The organism is Streptomyces sp. NBC_01591, assembly GCF_035918155.1.
In the GTDB taxonomy this organism is placed as follows: Bacteria; Actinomycetota; Actinomycetes; order Streptomycetales; family Streptomycetaceae; genus Streptomyces.
Genome location: NZ_CP109327.1, coordinates 2388396 through 2403582, shown reverse-complemented (window position 1 = coordinate 2403582; position 15187 = coordinate 2388396). Strand labels below are relative to the sequence as shown.

Sequence of the window (15187 nt, the reverse complement as noted above, 5' to 3'; positions counted from 1 at the left end):
AGCGCTGGTCGGGGCGGCGCCAGAGGCTCGCTGTGAAGCTTTGGTGCCGAGTGAATGGGTTGTGCTGGACCGGGTCAAGAAAAAGTAAAGGAAAATGCGGAATCTGGCTTGTTCCTGCTGTTCCGGCCGATGGTGTACGACACTTCGGCCGCAGCTCGGGCGGTCGTTCGACCACGGCCTACGGACTCCGCGCCGACCGCTCGGCGGAATGGGTTCCGAACGTTCGGACGGCCCGTTGTCCAGTCGGCCGTGGCCGGATTCGATTCCGGTCAGCCCCGGCGCAGCAACCGTGAGGCGCCCGCCGCGACGGTCGTGGCGAGTATCCAGCCCAGCAGGACCAGTACCGCCGCCGCCCACTGCCAGCCGCCCTCCATCCGCCAGTAACCGTCCTGGCCCAGATTGATCACCGGGATCAGCAGATCCAGTGCGTACAGCGCCGGGTTCCACTGCGGATGCTCATCCTGTTTGATCGCCGCCGGGACGTGCTGGGAGAAGGCCATCGCCCCCGCCGCCCACAGCAACGCCATCCACACCGCGGCCCGCCCCGGCCGGTAGCCGTACGCCACCGTCCAGTCCTGGAGGAAGCCCCAGAGCTTCCCGGCGAGCGGCAGCGTCTCGCGCCGCCGCCGCTGCTTGGCCAGCAGCACCTCCCGGGCGTCCGCGTCCTCCCCGCAGTTGCGCAGCACCGTCGCGAGGCGTTCGTACGGCTCCGGTACGTACTCCGGGGTCGCCGCCGCCACCCACTCCAGGCGCCGGGAGAGCGGGAAGTGCCCGTACGGGACGAGGTTCTCGTACACGAAACCGCCCATCGCCAGCCCGCCGGGCTCCGGCCAGCTGGTTGACACGTCGATCAGCGTGACGACCTTCGCGCCGTTCAGCACGACCCGGCCCTCCTCCGGCCGTTCCGCGTTGAACCGCAGCTCCGGGGTGACGATCCGGCGCAGCGACAGCTCCTCGTGCCGGGCCAGTACGAACCGTGCCTTGTGCAGATCGACCGCGTCGCCGAACCGCCCGTCGTCCAGGCGCACCCCGCCGCGGCACTCGAAGACCTGCGAACGCGTGCCGCTCGCCGGGGTCGACGCCATGACGATGCCGAACGGGGGAGTGGTGCCCTGGATCCCGGTGTCGACGCTCACCCACGCCTCGCTCATGTACAGCGTCCGCTCCACGGTCAGCTGAGGGGCGTTCAGCGCGCGCCGCCCCTCCCTGCCCCGCAGCCGGCTGCCGCGCAGGCTCAGCGAACCGCCGACCTTCGCCCCGCGCAGACTCAGCTCGCCGCGCGCCTCGATCAGCTCCGCCTGCAGATCCTGGGCGACCGCCAGCCCGTCACCGGCCAGTGCGCGCCCGCCCCGGTCCGGGCCGATCTCGATCTGGTTGATCAGCAGATCGGTGCCGATCTGGGCGTCGGTGAGCCGGATCCCGCGCGGGATCCGGCAGCGCGGCAGATGCAGATCGCCCTCGGTGCGCAGCCGGGCCGCCTCCAGCCGCGGCATCGCACAGCCGACGATCCGTAACGTCGTGAAGTGGCATTCCGGCAGCACCACCTCGTTCTCGAAGCGGCAGCCGGTCATCTCGACGTACGGCGCGACGCGCCCGCCCGCGAGATCGAGAGTTCCGGTGATCCGCACGCCCCGGAGCTTCAGCGCGGCCACCCGTCCCGGCCGCGGCGGCGGCCCGGACAGCAGCAGCCGGGCGACGACGCGCCCGTCCACACTGCGCTCCGGTCCCCAGACACGCGGCGCGAACGGATCGTCCCGCGCGGGGTCGCGGGCGCGCAGGTCGTAGGTGCTGCCGTTCCGGAAGGCCTGCCACATGCCCAGCTCGGCTGCGCTCAGGCCGTCCGGAAAATCGCCGTCGTGCGGCTCGGTCACGGGTGCCCCTTCCGCTCGGAGCTGTTCTTCCCTCTGGGTGACGCCGTGAACGCTATTGGTCAGCAGTGACGTCCGGGACATGTATCAGCCAGTGATACGGGCGACCGGACGCCTGAGGCGGTCTGCGAGAATTGCGGTGTGATCTCTCGAATCGATCTGCGCGGCAATGCCCTCCCCGAGGGTGGAGCCCTGCGCGACCTGCTGCCCCGTGCCGAGTTCGACGTGGAAGCCGCCCTGGAGACGGTGCGGCCCATCTGCGAGGACGTACGCCATCGTGGCTCCGCGGCAGTGATCGAGTGGGGGGAGAAATTCGACGGCGTACGGCTCGACTCGATCCGGGTCCCGGCCGCGGCGATCGCCGCGGCCGTCGAGCAGCTCGATCCGGCCGTGCGGGCCGCCCTGGAGGAGTCGATCCGCCGCGCCCGCCTCGTCCACCGCGAGCAGCGCCGCACCACGCACACCACCCAGGTCGTCCCCGGCGGCACCGTCACCGAGAAGTGGGTGCCGGTCGAGCGCGTCGGGCTGTATGTACCGGGCGGGCGCTCCGTCTACCCGTCGTCCGTGGTCATGAACGTCGTACCGGCCCAGGAGGCGGGCGTCGAGGGCATCGCCGTCGCCTCCCCGCCGCAGAAGGACTTCGGCGGTCTGCCGCACCCCACGATCCTCGCCGCCTGCGCCCTGCTCGGCGTCGACGAGGTGTACGCGGCCGGCGGCGCCCAGGCCATCGCGATGTTCGCGTACGGAACGGCCGAATGCCTTCCGGTGGACCTCGTCACCGGCCCCGGCAACATCTACGTCGCCGCCGCCAAGCGCCTCCTCAAGGGCCGCATCGGCATCGACGCGGAGGCGGGCCCCACCGAGATCGCGATCCTCGCCGACTCCACCGCCGACCCGGTGCACGTCGCCGCCGACCTGATCAGCCAGGCCGAGCACGACCCGATGGCCGCCGCGGTCCTGGTCACCGACTCCGAGGAACTGGCCGCGGCCACCGAGGCCGAGCTGAAGCCGCAGATCGCCGCGACCAAGCACGTCACCGACCGGATCGAGCCCGCGCTGGCCGGCCGCCAGTCCGCGATCGTCCTGGTCAACGACCTGGCGGACGGACTCAAGGTCGTCGACGCGTACGCCGCCGAGCACCTGGAGATCCAGACCGCCGACGCCGCCGCCGTCGCCGACCGGGTCCGCAACGCCGGCGCGATCTTCGTCGGCCCCTGGGCCCCGGTCTCGCTCGGCGACTACTGCGCCGGCTCCAACCACGTCCTGCCCACCGGCGGCTGCGCCTGCCACTCCTCGGGCCTCTCCGTGCAGTCCTTCCTGCGCGGCATCCACATCGTCGACTACACGCGCGACGCGCTCGCCGAGGTCACCCACCACGTCGTGACCCTCGCCGAGGCGGAGGACCTCCCGGCCCACGGCGCCGCGCTCAAGGCCAGGTTCGGCTGGAAGGTCCCGCAGCAGTGACGAACAGCGACACCCCTCGCAAGACCACCCGCATCGACGACCTCCCGATCCGGGACGAACTGCGCGGCAAGTCCCCCTACGGGGCGCCGCAGCTCGACGTACCCGTGCGGCTGAACACCAACGAGAACCCGTACCCGCTGCCCGAGGCGCTCGTCGACCGGATCGCCGAGCGCGTCCGCGAGGCTGCCCGCGACCTCAACCGCTACCCCGACCGGGACGCCGTCGAGCTCCGCACCGAACTGGCCCGTTACCTCACCCGCACCGCCGGGCACGAGGTCGCCCTCGCCAACGTCTGGGCGGCCAACGGCTCCAACGAGGTGCTCCAGCAGCTGCTCCAGACCTTCGGCGGCCCCGGCCGCACCGCGATCGGCTTCGAGCCCTCGTACTCCATGCACGCCCTCATCGCCCGAGGCACCGGCACCGGCTGGATCTCCGGACCGCGCAACGAGGACTTCACCATCGACGTCGAGGCCGCCGAGAAGGCCATCGCCGAACACCGGCCCGACGTCGTCTTCATCACCTCCCCCAACAACCCCACCGGCACCGCCGTCGAAGCCGAGACCGTGCTCGCGCTCTACGACGCCGCCCAGGCGGCCAGGCCGTCGATGGTCGTGGTCGACGAGGCGTACGGCGAGTTCAGCCACCACGCCTCGCTGCTCCCGCTGATCGAGGGCCGGCCGAACATGGTCCTCTCGCGCACCATGTCGAAGGCGTTCGGCGCCGCCGGACTGCGCCTGGGCTACCTCGCTGCCGACCCGGCCGTCGTGGACGCGGTCCAGCTGGTGCGGCTGCCGTACCACCTGTCCTCCGTCACCCAGGCCACCGCGCTCGCCGCCCTGGAGCACACCGATACGCTGCTCGGATACGTCGCGCAGCTCAAGAACGAGCGCGACCGGATCGTCACCGAGCTGCGCGCTCTCGGCTACGACGTCACCGACTCGGACGCCAACTTCGTCCAGTTCGGCCGCTTCGCCGACAGCCACACCGCCTGGCAGCGGATCCTCGACAGGGGCGTCCTGGTCCGGGACAACGGCGTACCGGGATGGCTGCGGGTGTCCGCGGGCACCCCGGCAGAGAACGACGCGTTCCTCGATGCGGTACGCGAACTGAAGAAGGAGCACGACGCATGAGCCCCCGCGTAGGCCGCGTGGAACGCACCACGAAGGAAACCTCGGTACTGGTCGAGATAAACCTCGACGGCACCGGCAAGGTCGATGTGTCGACAGGGGTCGGCTTCTACGACCACATGCTCGACCAGCTCGGCCGGCACGGGCTCTTCGACCTCACGGTCAAGACCGACGGCGATCTGCACATCGACTCGCACCACACCATCGAGGACACCGCCCTCGCCCTCGGCGCCGCGTTCAAGCAGGCCCTCGGCGACAAGGTCGGCATCTACCGCTTCGGCAACTGCACCGTCCCGCTGGACGAGTCGCTCGCCCAGGTCACCGTCGACCTGTCCGGCCGCCCCTACCTGGTGCACACCGAGCCGGAGAACATGGCGCCGATGATCGGCGCGTACGACACGACGATGACCCGGCACATCCTGGAGTCCTTCGTCGCGCAGGCGCAGATCGCCCTGCACGTCCACGTGCCGTACGGGCGCAACGCCCACCACATCGTCGAGTGCCAGTTCAAGGCGCTCGCCCGCGCCCTGCGCTACGCCAGCGAGCACGACCCGCGCGCCGCCGGGATCCTTCCCTCCACGAAGGGCGCGCTGTGACCGGCCTCAACACCATCCTGATCGTCGTCGGCCTCTTCCTGGCCGGCGGCGTCTATTCCTTCGCGAAGCAGGGGATGCCCAAGGGCGTCATCGTCCTGCTCTCGCTCGCCTCCGTGATGTGCCTGGTGGCAGGCATTCTGCGGATCCAGGGACTCTGGGACTGAGGAACGAGCTGTGAGCGACAACAAGAAGGTCGTCGTCTTCGACTACGGATTCGGTAACGTCCGTTCCGCCGAGCGGGCCCTCGCCCACGTCGGCGCGGACGTGGAGATCACCCGCGACTTCGAGAAGGCGATGAACGCCGACGGGCTGCTGGTGCCCGGTGTCGGCGCGTTCTCCGCCTGCATGGAGGGGCTGAAGAAGGCCCGCGGCGAATGGATCATCGGACGCAGGCTCTCCGGCGGCCGCCCCGTCATGGGCATCTGCGTCGGTATGCAGATCCTCTTCGAGCGCGGCATCGAGCACGGCGTGGAGACGGAGGGCCTGGACGAATGGCCCGGCACCGTCGCCCCGCTGAAGGCCCCGGTCGTCCCGCACATGGGCTGGAACACCGTGCGGGCCCCCGAGGACTCCCAGCTCTTCGCCGGTCTCGACCCCGAGGCCCGGTTCTACTTCGTGCACTCCTACGCGGTGCACGACTGGAGCCTGGAAGTCACCAATCCCAAGATCCGCGCCCCCCGGGTCACCTGGGCCACCCACGGCGAGCCGTTCGTCGCCGCCGTGGAGAACGGCGCCCTGTGGGCCACCCAGTTCCACCCCGAGAAGTCCGGCGATGCCGGCGCCCAGCTGCTGACCAACTGGATCGAGACACTCTGATGCCGAAGCTTGAACTGCTCCCCGCCGTCGACGTCCGCGACGGCCAGGCCGTCCGCCTCGTCCATGGCGAGTCCGGCTCCGAGACCTCCTACGGTTCCCCGCTGGAGGCCGCCCTCGCCTGGCAGCGTGCCGGGGCCGAGTGGCTGCACCTCGTCGACCTGGACGCCGCCTTCGGTACCGGGGACAACCGGGCGCTGATCGCCGAGGTGGCCGGCGCCATGGACATCAAGGTCGAGCTCTCCGGCGGCATCCGCGACGACGCCTCCCTCGCTGCGGCCCTCGCCACCGGCTGCCGCCGGGTCAACCTCGGCACCGCCGCCCTGGAGACCCCGGAGTGGGTCGCCAAGGTCATCGCCGAGCACGGCGACCAGATCGCCGTCGGCCTCGACGTCCGCGGCACGACGCTGCGCGGCCGCGGGTGGACCCGCGACGGCGGCGACCTCTACGAGACGCTCGCCCGCCTCGACTCCGAGGGCTGCGCCCGCTACGTCGTCACCGACATCGCCAAGGACGGCACGCTCCAGGGCCCCAACCTGGAGCTCCTGAAGAACGTCTGCGCCGCCACCGACAGGCCCGTCGTCGCCTCCGGCGGCGTCTCCTCGCTGGACGACCTGCGGGCCATCGCCTCGCTCGTCCCGGACGGCGTCGAGGGCGCGATCGTCGGCAAGGCGCTGTACGCGAAGGCGTTCACCCTCGAAGAAGCGCTGCAGGTGGTCTCCGGATGAGCGACTCCGTCAACCGTGTCTCCTCCGGCGGCCCGTGGGAGGAGAAGTTCGGCTACTCCCGCGCGGTGCAGCTGCCGAACGGGCTCGTCCTGGTGGCCGGCTGCACCTCGGTGGAGAACGGCCAGATCTCCGCGGGAGGCCCGTACGAGCAGGCCGTCACCTCCTTCAGGTTCGCCTTCGACGCGCTGAAGCAGTTCGGCCTGGGCCGCGAGGACGTCGTCCGTACCCGGATGTACATCACGCACGCCCGGGACGTGGACGAGGTCGGCCGCGCCCACAAGGAGCTCTTCGACGACGTACGCCCCGCCGCCTCGATGCTCATCGTGTCCGGTTTCGTGGACCCGAGCCTGGTCGTCGAGGTCGAGGTCGAGGCCTACCGGGCAGGTGCGCGATGAGCCTCGCGGTACGCGTCATCCCCTGCCTGGACGTCGACAACGGCCGGGTCGTCAAGGGCGTCAACTTCCAGAACCTGCGCGACGCGGGCGACCCCGTCGAGATGGCGAAGCTGTACGACGCCGAGGGCGCCGACGAGCTGACCTTCCTGGACATCACCGCGTCCAGCGGTGACCGGGAGACCACCTACGACGTGGTGCGCCGCACCGCCGAGCAGGTGTTCATCCCGCTCACGGTCGGCGGCGGCGTCCGCACCGCCGACGACGTCGACAAGCTGCTGCGGGCCGGCGCGGACAAGGTCGGCGTCAACACCGCCGCCATCGCCCGCCCCGACCTCATCCGGGAGATCGCCGAGCGCTTCGGCCGCCAGGTTCTGGTGCTCTCCGTGGACGCCCGGCGCACCCCCGCGGGCACCTTCGAGGTCACCACGCACGGCGGCCGCAAGGGCACCGGCATCGACGCCGTCGAATGGGCGCACCGGGCCGCCGAGCTGGGCGCGGGCGAGATCCTGCTCAACTCGATGGACGCGGACGGCACCAAGGACGGCTACGACACCGAGATGATCACGGCGGTACGCAAGCACGTGACCGTCCCCGTCATCGCCTCCGGCGGCGCCGGCCGGCTCGCGGACTTCGCGCCCGCCATCGAGGCGGGCGCCGACGCGGTGCTCGCCGCGTCCGTCTTCCACTTCGGCGATCTGCGGATCTCCGAGGTCAAGAACGCGCTCAGGGAGGCCGGACACCCGGTCCGCTGACCCGCAGCACTCACCGAGCCCGTCGCCGGGCGGAGCCGATCCATCGGCTCCGCCCGGCGACGGGCTTTTCCGCTGTCTATTCCGCTGTCCGGGTGTCTTTCCCACCGTCAGGGATCCCGCAGCTTTTATTGCGCAATAAAGATTGCGCAAGTTTTCTTTTCCATCTATGGTCTGGGACATGGCAAGCAAGGAATCACGCCGGGTCTCGGACCTGGAGACCCTGAAGGCGTTCGGACACCCCCTGCGGATGAAGCTCTACCGGGCGCTCTACATCGCCCGTAAGGCCACCGCGTCCCAACTGGCCGAGCAGGTCGACGAGGCGGTCTCGCTGGTCAGCTACCACCTGCGCAAGCTCGCCGACCACGGCCTGATCGAGGAGGCCGAGCAGCAGGGGACGGACGGCCGTGAACGCTGGTGGCAGCCCGCCTCGAAGGGATTGAGTTTCCGCGAAGAGGACTTCACCGACGCGCCCGAGACGGCCGCCACACACGCCGCCGTCGGCCGGCTCTCCTTCGACCAGCACATCGAGCTGTACCGCCGCTACCTCGACTCGGCCCCGAGCTGGCCGCTGGAGTGGCGCAGCGCCGCCTCCAGCTCCGAGTACCTGGCCCGGCTCACCGCCGAGGAGCTCTCCGCGCTCAGCCGCGAGATGCACGAGGCGGTCGACCGGTACGAGGAACTCGGCCGCGCCCGCGAAGAGGCCGGGGACACGGAAGGCCGCGAGAACGTCGCCGTGCACCTGTACACATTCCCGTTCCGCACCTGACCCGCCGTCCCGGGAGGCCGACCCCATGACCGTCACCGACACCGGAACGCCCGCCCCGGCCGCCGAACGCCCCGCCCACCGCGACGGCAACGTCCTGCGCTGGCTCGGCGCCCACACCGCCTCGATGATCGGCGACAGCGTCTACTACATGGCGCTCGCCTGGGCCGCCGCCCGCACCGGCAGCGACGCCCAGACCGGGATCGTCCTCGCCGTCGGCTCCATACCCCGGGCCGTGCTGATGCTCGGCGGGGGAGTGCTTGCCGACCGGATCGGACCGCGTCGCGTCGTCATCGGCAGCGACGCCGCCCGCTGCCTGGTCGTCCTCGGCCTGGCCGGCGCCCTGCTGCTCACCTCGCTCGCCCTGTGGATGCTGATCGCCGTCGCGCTCGTCTTCGGTGTGGTCGACGCCCTCTTCCTGCCCGCCGTCGGCGCCCTGCCGCCCCGGATCACCACCGACGGACAGCTGGCCCGCGTCCAGGGCCTGCGCGGGCTCTCCGTCCGTACCGCCAACGTCGTCGGCGCCCCGCTCGGCGGCGTCGCGGTGGCCCTCGGCGGACCCACACTCGCGTTCGCCGCGGCCGGAGTGCTCTTCGCCGTGTCGCTGCCGCTGCTCCTGTCGCTGCGGATCAGCCCGCTGCCCGCCCAGGAAGCCGCCGAACGGTCCGGCACCGCCTGGCACGACCTGGCCGACGGCCTGCGCCACATCCGCCGCCACCCGTTGCTCGGCCCAATGGTGCTCGTCGTCGCCGTCAGCGAGCTGGGCTTCGTCGGGCCGCTCAACCTCGGACTGATCCTGCTCGCCCGGCAGCGCGACTGGGGCGCCCCGGGCATGGGCTGGGTCGTCGCCGCGTTCGGGATCGGCGCCGGTGCGTCGGCTCTGCTGCTCGCCGTACGCGGCCGGGTGCCGCGCGCGGGGCTGGTGATGTGTCTGACGGTGCTGGCCGGCGCGGTCGCCATCGGCGCCCTGGCCTACGTTCCCTCGGTGGCCCTCGCCGCCGCCGTGGCGGTCTGTGTCGGGCTCTTCGCCGGCCTCGGCGGCTCCCTGTGCGGCGCCCTGATCCAGACCGTCACCGAGCCCGCCTACCTCGGCCGGGTCACCTCGGTCACGACGCTCTTCACCCACGCGATCGCCCCGCTCAGCTACCCGGTCACGGGAGCCGCCGTCGCCGCCTGGGGGACCGGCCCGGTCTTCGTCACCAGCGCCGCGGTGTGCGCGCTCGGGGCGGCGACGGGCCTGGCCTTCACCCGGCTGCGCCGCGCGGAACTCCCGCGCTGATTCCGCCCCGTACGCCCTACATCCCCAGCTCCGCCGTGTGCAGCCGGTCCACCGCCTCCTTGTCGCCCTCCAGGCCCACCGTCGCCGCGTCCTGCCGTCCGAACGCGAAGAGCAGCAGCTCGCCCGGCTCGCCGGTGACCGTCACCACCGGGGTGCCCTTGTGCGCCACCGCCGTCTGGCCGTCCGGACGGCGCAGCACCAGACCCACCGGGGACCTGCGGCCCAGCAGCCGGGCCGTCTTCTCGGCGCGCGACCACAGCAGATCGGCGAACACCGGGTCCAGCTCGCGCCGCGACCAGTCCGGCTGGGCCCGGCGGACATCCTCCGCGTGGATGTAGAACTCGACGGTGTTGGCGGCCTCGTCCACCTGCTTCACGGCGTACGGGGAGAACCTCGGCGGCCCGGTACGGATCAGCTGGATCAGCTCCTCGTAGGGCTTCGCGGCGAATTCGGCCTGCACCCGTTCGAGCCGGTTCTTCAGCGCGCCCAGCAGAATCCCGCCCGCCGCGTCGGGCCGGCGCTCCCGGACCACCACATGGGCGGCCAGGTCCCGGGTCGTCCAGCCGTGGCACAGGGTAGGGGCCTCCGGTCCCGCCGCCTCCAACAGGTCGGCGAGCAGAAGACGTTCACGCTTCGCATGGGTCGACATGGTCGCCAGCGTACGACCGCCGAACGCGGTCCGCCCAGTGGACGCCGCACGGAAACGCCCCCGCGACCACGGCACAATGGGCGCATGACCAGCGCGCCCACGCCCAGCACTCCGCCGCCGTCCGGCAACCTCGACCCGGCCATCGCGGCCCGACTCAAGCGAGGTGCCGACGGACTCGTCCCGGCCATCGCCCAGCAGTACGACACCGGCGAGGTGCTGATGCTCGGCTGGATGGACGACGAGGCCCTGCACCGCACCCTCATTACCGGCCGCTGCACCTACTGGTCCCGCAGCCGCCAGGAGTACTGGGTCAAGGGCGACACCTCGGGCCACATCCAGCAGGTCAAGTCCGTCGCCCTCGACTGTGACGCCGACACCGTCCTCGTCAGGGTCGACCAGACGGGTGCCGCCTGCCACACCGGCGACCGCACCTGCTTCGACGCCGACGTCCTCCCGCTCGCGCAGTAAAGGGCCAGCCGCCATGGATCTCGATACCTTCCGCAAACTTGCCGTCGACCGGCGCGTCATCCCCGTCAGCCGCAGGCTCCTCGCGGACGGCGACACCCCCGTCGGGCTCTACCGCAAACTCGCGGGCGAGCGCAGCGGCACCTTCCTCCTGGAATCCGCGGAGAACGGCCGCACCTGGTCGCGCTACTCCTTCATCGGGGTACGCAGCGCCGCCACCCTCACCGCACGCGACGGACAGGCCCACTGGCTGGGCGTCCCGCCCGTCGGCGTCCCCGTCGACGGCGACCCGCTGGACGCCCTGCGCGCCACCATCGAGACCCTGCACACCCCGCACGACCTGGTCGTCGACGACGGACTGCCCCCGTTCACCGGCGGCATGGTCGGCTACCTCGGCTACGACATCGTGCGCCGCCTGGAGAAGATCGGCGACAGCGCCGAGGACGACCTGCACGTCCCCGAGCTGACGATGCTGCTCACCTCGGACCTGGCCGTGCTCGACCACTGGGACGGCAGCGTCCTCCTGATCGCCAACGCGATCAACCACAACGACCTGACGACCGGCGTCGACGAGGCGTACGCGGACGCCGTCGCGCGTCTCGACGCCATGGAACGGGACCTCTCCCGCCCCGTCGAGAACGCCCCCGTCGCCCTCCCGCCGTCCGAGCTGCCCCCGTACACCGCGCTGTGGGGCGGCGAGGCGTACCAGGACGCCGTCGAGGACGTGAAGGAACGCATCAGGGCCGGCGAGGCCTTCCAGGTCGTCCCCTCCCAGCGCTTCGAAACCCCGTGCACGGCAAGCGCGTTGGACGTCTACCGGGTACTGCGCGCCACCAACCCGTCGCCGTACATGTACCTCTTCCGGTTCGACGGCTTCGACGTCGCCGGATCCAGCCCGGAGGCCCTCGTCAAGGTCGAGGACGGACGCGCCATGGTCCACCCGATCGCCGGCACCAGGCACCGCGGCGCCACCCCGCAGGAGGACCAGGCGCTCGCCGACGAACTCCTCGCCGACCCGAAGGAACGCGCCGAGCACCTGATGCTGGTCGACCTCGGCCGCAACGACCTGGGACGGGTCTGCGCACCCGGGACCGTCGAGGTCGTCGACTTCATGTCGATCGAGCGGTACTCGCACGTGATGCACATCGTCTCCACCGTCACCGGCCGCGTCGCCGAGGGCCGCACCGCCTTCGACGTCCTCACCGCGTGCTTCCCCGCGGGCACCCTCTCCGGCGCCCCCAAGCCCCGCGCGATGCAGATCATCGAGGAGCTCGAACCGACCCGCCGCGGACTGTACGGAGGCTGCGTCGGCTATCTCGACTTCGCCGGGGACTCCGACACCGCCATCGCCATCCGCACCGCCCTGCTCCGCGACGGCACGGCGTACGTCCAGGCCGGAGCGGGCGTCGTCGCCGACTCCGACCCGGTCGCCGAGGACACCGAATGCCGCAACAAGGCCGCGGCGGTGCTCCGCGCGGTGCATACGGCCAACCGGCTCCGCGGCGACTGAGACCGACCGGCAATCGGGGGGTGGGAGAGGGAGCGGGGCTGGGTGCGTGCAGCTGCAAGGCGGAGGATCGAGGCAACGCGGAGCGTTGTTGATTGACGACAACGCCGCAGATGCACGCACCCAGCCCCGTGACGCCGCCCCCCGATTGCCGGCCGGTCTGAGGCCGTAGGGGATAGTGGAGTACGTGAGTGCTGTCCCCGTACCCCAGCCCCGTGCCCGAGCCGCCGCCCCGTCCGACACCCCGGGAAGCCGCCGCAGCCTGGCCTCCGGACTGCTCCTCGGCGCGGCGGGTGCCACCGTCGTCCTGCTCGCCTCCACCCAGACCTGGGCCGAGGGCCGGGCGTCCGTCGGCGGCGGCTCGCTGCCGCTGACCGCCGACGGCCAGGACGTCACCGGCCTCCCGGCGGCCCTCGCCATAGTCGGCCTGGCCGCACTCGTCGCCGTCTTCGCGGTCCGCGGGGCCTCCCGGCTGATCGTCGCCGGGCTCCTCGCCCTCAGTGGCCTCGGCGCCGGACTGAGCGCCTGCCTCGGCGCCTCCGACAGCGCGGCGCTCGACGAGATGGCGGCCCGGTCGACCGGTGACACCTCGGCGACCATCGACGCGCTCGCCCACACCGCGTGGCCCTACGTCACCGCGGCCGGCGGCCTGCTGATCCTGCTCGCCGGGCTGCTCGCCCTGCGCTACGGAAAGCTCTGGCCCACCATGTCGGGACGGTACGAACGGGACGGCACCCCCCGCCCCCGCAAGGCCGCCCGCACCGCCCCCGACCCGGACCGGCCCGAGGACCTCTGGAAGGCCCTGGACCGCGGCGAGGACCCGACGCGCTAGGAGACCCCCAGGTCACGTCCGGCCGCGCACGTACGGGACAATGAAACCGAGCTTTCAGCACAGCGGCACCAACAGCGCCACCAGCTTTGCGTACAGCGATACCAACAGCGCATCACCAACAAGGAGCAACTCATGGCGGGCAGCAGCCACGGACACACCCCGGCCGCCTGGACCGGTGTCATCATCTCCTTCATCGGCTTCTGCGTCGCAGGCGTCTTCATGGTCGCGGCCAACGTCGTCGGCTTCTGGGCCGGAATCGCCATTGTCCTCCTCGGCGGCGTCGTCGGCCTCGGGATGAAGGCCGCGGGCCTCGGCATGCCGAAGGAGTCGGCGGAGATGGCTGCGGCCCGGGCCCGCGCCGCAGAGGCCCAGGTCTCCTGACGCCACGCGGCACCCGTACGAATGCGAGGCGCAGCCCGGCCCGGGCTGCGCCTTTCCGCGTCAGCGGGGACAATCACCGGGTGGACGCATCGCCTACCCCCGCCGCCGCAGTGCCGGCCCCGGCCTCCGGGCCCGGTCCCGGCCGCCCGTCCCCGCCGGTCTTCCCCCCGGCCCCCGTACCCCCCGTACCCGCCTCGCGCGTCCGGCGGCTGGCCACACCGGTGGGCGTCATGGCCGTCGTCGTCGGGACGTTCGGCTACGTCGGTGCCGTCGACCCCAACCAGCCCGGCCACTACCCGCTCTGCCCGCTGCTCCGGTTCACCGGGCTCTACTGCCCGGGCTGCGGCGGACTGCGCAGCGCCCACGCCGTCGCGCACGGCGACATCGCCGCCGCCCTCGGTTCCAACGCGCTCGCCGTCGTCGGCTACGCGGTCTTCGCCGTCCTCTGGACGGTCTGGACGGTCCGCGCCGCCCGGGGCAGGCCCATGAGCATCGCGGCGAAACCCGCCGTCTGGTGGGGGATCGGGGCCGTGCTGCTGATCTTCTCGGTGGTTCGGAATCTACCGATCGGTTCGGTTCTGGCGCCTTGAATGCCCAGGTAGTGGGACATTCATCAGCCGGATTCGAGCCAGTCGCCCTCCTGCGGATAGCATTGATATGGCTGAATGTCCGATCCTGTTGCCTCATCATCACCGTCCCGAAAGGGGGCCGCTCGCGTGAGTGTGCTCGACGAGATCATCGACGGCGTACGCGCCGACCTCGCAGAGCGGCAGGCGCGTGTCAGCCTCGACGAGCTGAAGGAACGCGCCGCGCGCGCTCCGGGGGCCAAGGACGGGGTCGCCGCCCTGCGCGGCGAGGGCGTCACCGTCATCTGCGAGGTCAAGCGTTCCAGCCCGTCCAAGGGTGCCCTGGCCGCGATCGCCGACCCGGCCGCGCTCGCCGCGGACTACGAGGCGGGCGGCGCGTCCGTCATCTCGGTCCTCACCGAGGAGCGCCGCTTCGGCGGTTCGCTCGCCGACCTGGAGGCCGTCCGCGCCAAGGTCGACATCCCGGTCCTGCGCAAGGACTTCATCGTCACCTCGTACCAGCTCTGGGAGGCCCGCGCCTACGGCGCCGACCTCGCCCTGCTGATCGTCGCCGCCCTCGACCAGGAGGCCCTGGTCTCCCTGATCGAGCGCGCCGAGTCCATCGGCCTGACGCCGCTGGTCGAGGTGCACGACGAGGAGGAGGCGGAGCGTGCCGTGGACGCCGGGGCGAAGGTCATCGGTGTCAACGCGCGCAACCTGAAGGACCTCAAGGTCGACCGCACCACCTTCGAGCGCGTCGCCCCCGAGATCCCCAACCACATCGTCAAGGTCGCCGAGTCCGGTGTCCGCGGCCCGCACGACCTGATCGCGTACGCCAACGCGGGCGCCGACGCGGTGCTCGTGGGCGAGTCCCTGGTCACCGGCCGCGACCCGCGGGTCGCCGTCGCCGACCTGGTCGCCGCCGGCGCCCACCCGGCCCTCCGGCACGGACGGAGCTGACCCGACCGGTGTCCGCCGAACGTCCCGCGTCCCGTCGCCGGC

General features: G+C 71.6%; 18 protein-coding genes. 16 read left to right on the top strand and 2 right to left on the bottom strand.

The genetic code is table 11. The features are described 5' to 3' along the window. Positions 1-269: 269 nt before the first annotated feature. Positions 270-1871 (bottom strand): oxidoreductase, encoded by a 1602-nt coding sequence (locus tag OG978_RS11220; protein WP_326765062.1) that lies wholly within the window; start codon positions 1869-1871, stop codon positions 270-272. A 138-nt stretch (positions 1872-2009) separates the two neighbouring features. Here OG978_RS11220 and hisD point away from each other — a divergent pair, with 138 nt between their 5' ends. The 10 genes from hisD to OG978_RS11170 all read left to right on the top strand — a co-directional run bounded on the left by hisD (position 2010) and on the right by OG978_RS11170 (position 9785). Next, a complete protein-coding gene (hisD, locus tag OG978_RS11215; RefSeq protein WP_326765061.1) occupies positions 2010-3332 on the top strand; it encodes a histidinol dehydrogenase in 1323 nt (440 codons plus the stop codon). Then, on the top strand, positions 3329-4462 hold the full coding sequence (locus OG978_RS11210; RefSeq protein ID WP_326765060.1) for a histidinol-phosphate transaminase: 1134 nt from the start codon (positions 3329-3331) through the stop codon (positions 4460-4462). Before hisD ends, OG978_RS11210 begins: the two co-directional genes overlap by 4 nt. Further along, positions 4459-5055, top strand: coding sequence for an imidazoleglycerol-phosphate dehydratase HisB (gene hisB, locus OG978_RS11205; RefSeq protein WP_072483182.1), 597 nt, complete (start codon positions 4459-4461; stop codon positions 5053-5055). Before OG978_RS11210 ends, hisB begins: the two co-directional genes overlap by 4 nt. Next, complete coding sequence (locus OG978_RS11200) at positions 5052-5219, top strand: hypothetical protein (RefSeq protein ID WP_164493121.1); 168 nt, start codon at positions 5052-5054, stop codon at positions 5217-5219. The genes hisB and OG978_RS11200 overlap by 4 nt, the downstream gene beginning before the upstream one ends. 10 nt (positions 5220-5229) lie before the next feature. Next, on the top strand, positions 5230-5871 hold the full coding sequence (gene hisH / locus OG978_RS11195) for an imidazole glycerol phosphate synthase subunit HisH (protein WP_326765059.1): 642 nt from the start codon (positions 5230-5232) through the stop codon (positions 5869-5871). After that, positions 5871-6596, top strand: a complete 726-nt coding sequence (gene priA / locus OG978_RS11190; RefSeq protein ID WP_326765058.1) for a bifunctional 1-(5-phosphoribosyl)-5-((5-phosphoribosylamino)methylideneamino)imidazole-4-carboxamide isomerase/phosphoribosylanthranilate isomerase PriA — start codon at positions 5871-5873, stop codon at positions 6594-6596. The genes hisH and priA overlap by 1 nt, the downstream gene beginning before the upstream one ends. Then, on the top strand, positions 6593-6991 hold the full coding sequence (locus tag OG978_RS11185; protein WP_326765057.1) for a RidA family protein: 399 nt from the start codon (positions 6593-6595) through the stop codon (positions 6989-6991). Before priA ends, OG978_RS11185 begins: the two co-directional genes overlap by 4 nt. Next, entirely contained in the window at positions 6988-7743 is a 756-nt protein-coding gene (hisF, locus tag OG978_RS11180) for an imidazole glycerol phosphate synthase subunit HisF (protein ID WP_326765056.1), read from the top strand. The genes OG978_RS11185 and hisF overlap by 4 nt, the downstream gene beginning before the upstream one ends. 178 nt (positions 7744-7921) lie before the next feature. Then, positions 7922-8509, top strand: a complete 588-nt coding sequence (locus OG978_RS11175; protein WP_326765055.1) for an ArsR/SmtB family transcription factor — start codon at positions 7922-7924, stop codon at positions 8507-8509. Between the two features lie 25 nt (positions 8510-8534). Continuing rightward, the gene (locus tag OG978_RS11170; protein ID WP_326765054.1) at positions 8535-9785 is read left to right on the top strand and encodes an MFS transporter; all 1251 of its coding nucleotides are present in this window, start codon (positions 8535-8537) and stop codon (positions 9783-9785) included. 16 nt (positions 9786-9801) lie between these two features. Here the strand turns inward: OG978_RS11170 and OG978_RS11165 are convergent, their stop codons facing one another. Next, positions 9802-10434 carry a TIGR03085 family metal-binding protein gene (locus OG978_RS11165; RefSeq protein ID WP_326765053.1) on the bottom strand — a complete coding sequence of 211 codons (633 nt, stop codon included), beginning with the start codon at positions 10432-10434 and terminating at the stop codon, positions 9802-9804. An 84-nt stretch (positions 10435-10518) separates the two neighbouring features. Between OG978_RS11165 and hisI the strand changes: the two genes are divergently transcribed. The 6 genes from hisI to trpC all read left to right on the top strand — a co-directional run bounded on the left by hisI (position 10519) and on the right by trpC (position 15145). Then, a complete protein-coding gene (hisI, locus tag OG978_RS11160; protein WP_326765052.1) occupies positions 10519-10902 on the top strand; it encodes a phosphoribosyl-AMP cyclohydrolase in 384 nt (127 codons plus the stop codon). Beyond that, positions 10799-12409 carry an anthranilate synthase component I gene (locus OG978_RS11155; RefSeq protein WP_326765051.1) on the top strand — a complete coding sequence of 537 codons (1611 nt, stop codon included), beginning with the start codon at positions 10799-10801 and terminating at the stop codon, positions 12407-12409. The genes hisI and OG978_RS11155 overlap by 104 nt, the downstream gene beginning before the upstream one ends. Before the next feature lie 175 nt (positions 12410-12584). Further along, on the top strand, positions 12585-13238 hold the full coding sequence (locus OG978_RS11150; RefSeq protein ID WP_326765050.1) for a TIGR02234 family membrane protein: 654 nt from the start codon (positions 12585-12587) through the stop codon (positions 13236-13238). 132 nt (positions 13239-13370) lie between these two features. Then, positions 13371-13619, top strand: coding sequence for an HGxxPAAW family protein (locus tag OG978_RS11145; RefSeq protein WP_326765049.1), 249 nt, complete (start codon positions 13371-13373; stop codon positions 13617-13619). Positions 13620-13699: 80 nt separating this feature from the next. Next, positions 13700-14209: a DUF2752 domain-containing protein gene (locus OG978_RS11140; RefSeq protein ID WP_326765048.1), complete on the top strand. Its 510-nt coding sequence runs from the start codon at positions 13700-13702 to the stop codon at positions 14207-14209. Between the two features lie 126 nt (positions 14210-14335). Next, a complete protein-coding gene (gene trpC / locus OG978_RS11135; RefSeq protein WP_326765047.1) occupies positions 14336-15145 on the top strand; it encodes an indole-3-glycerol phosphate synthase TrpC in 810 nt (269 codons plus the stop codon). Positions 15146-15187 lie beyond the last annotated feature (42 nt).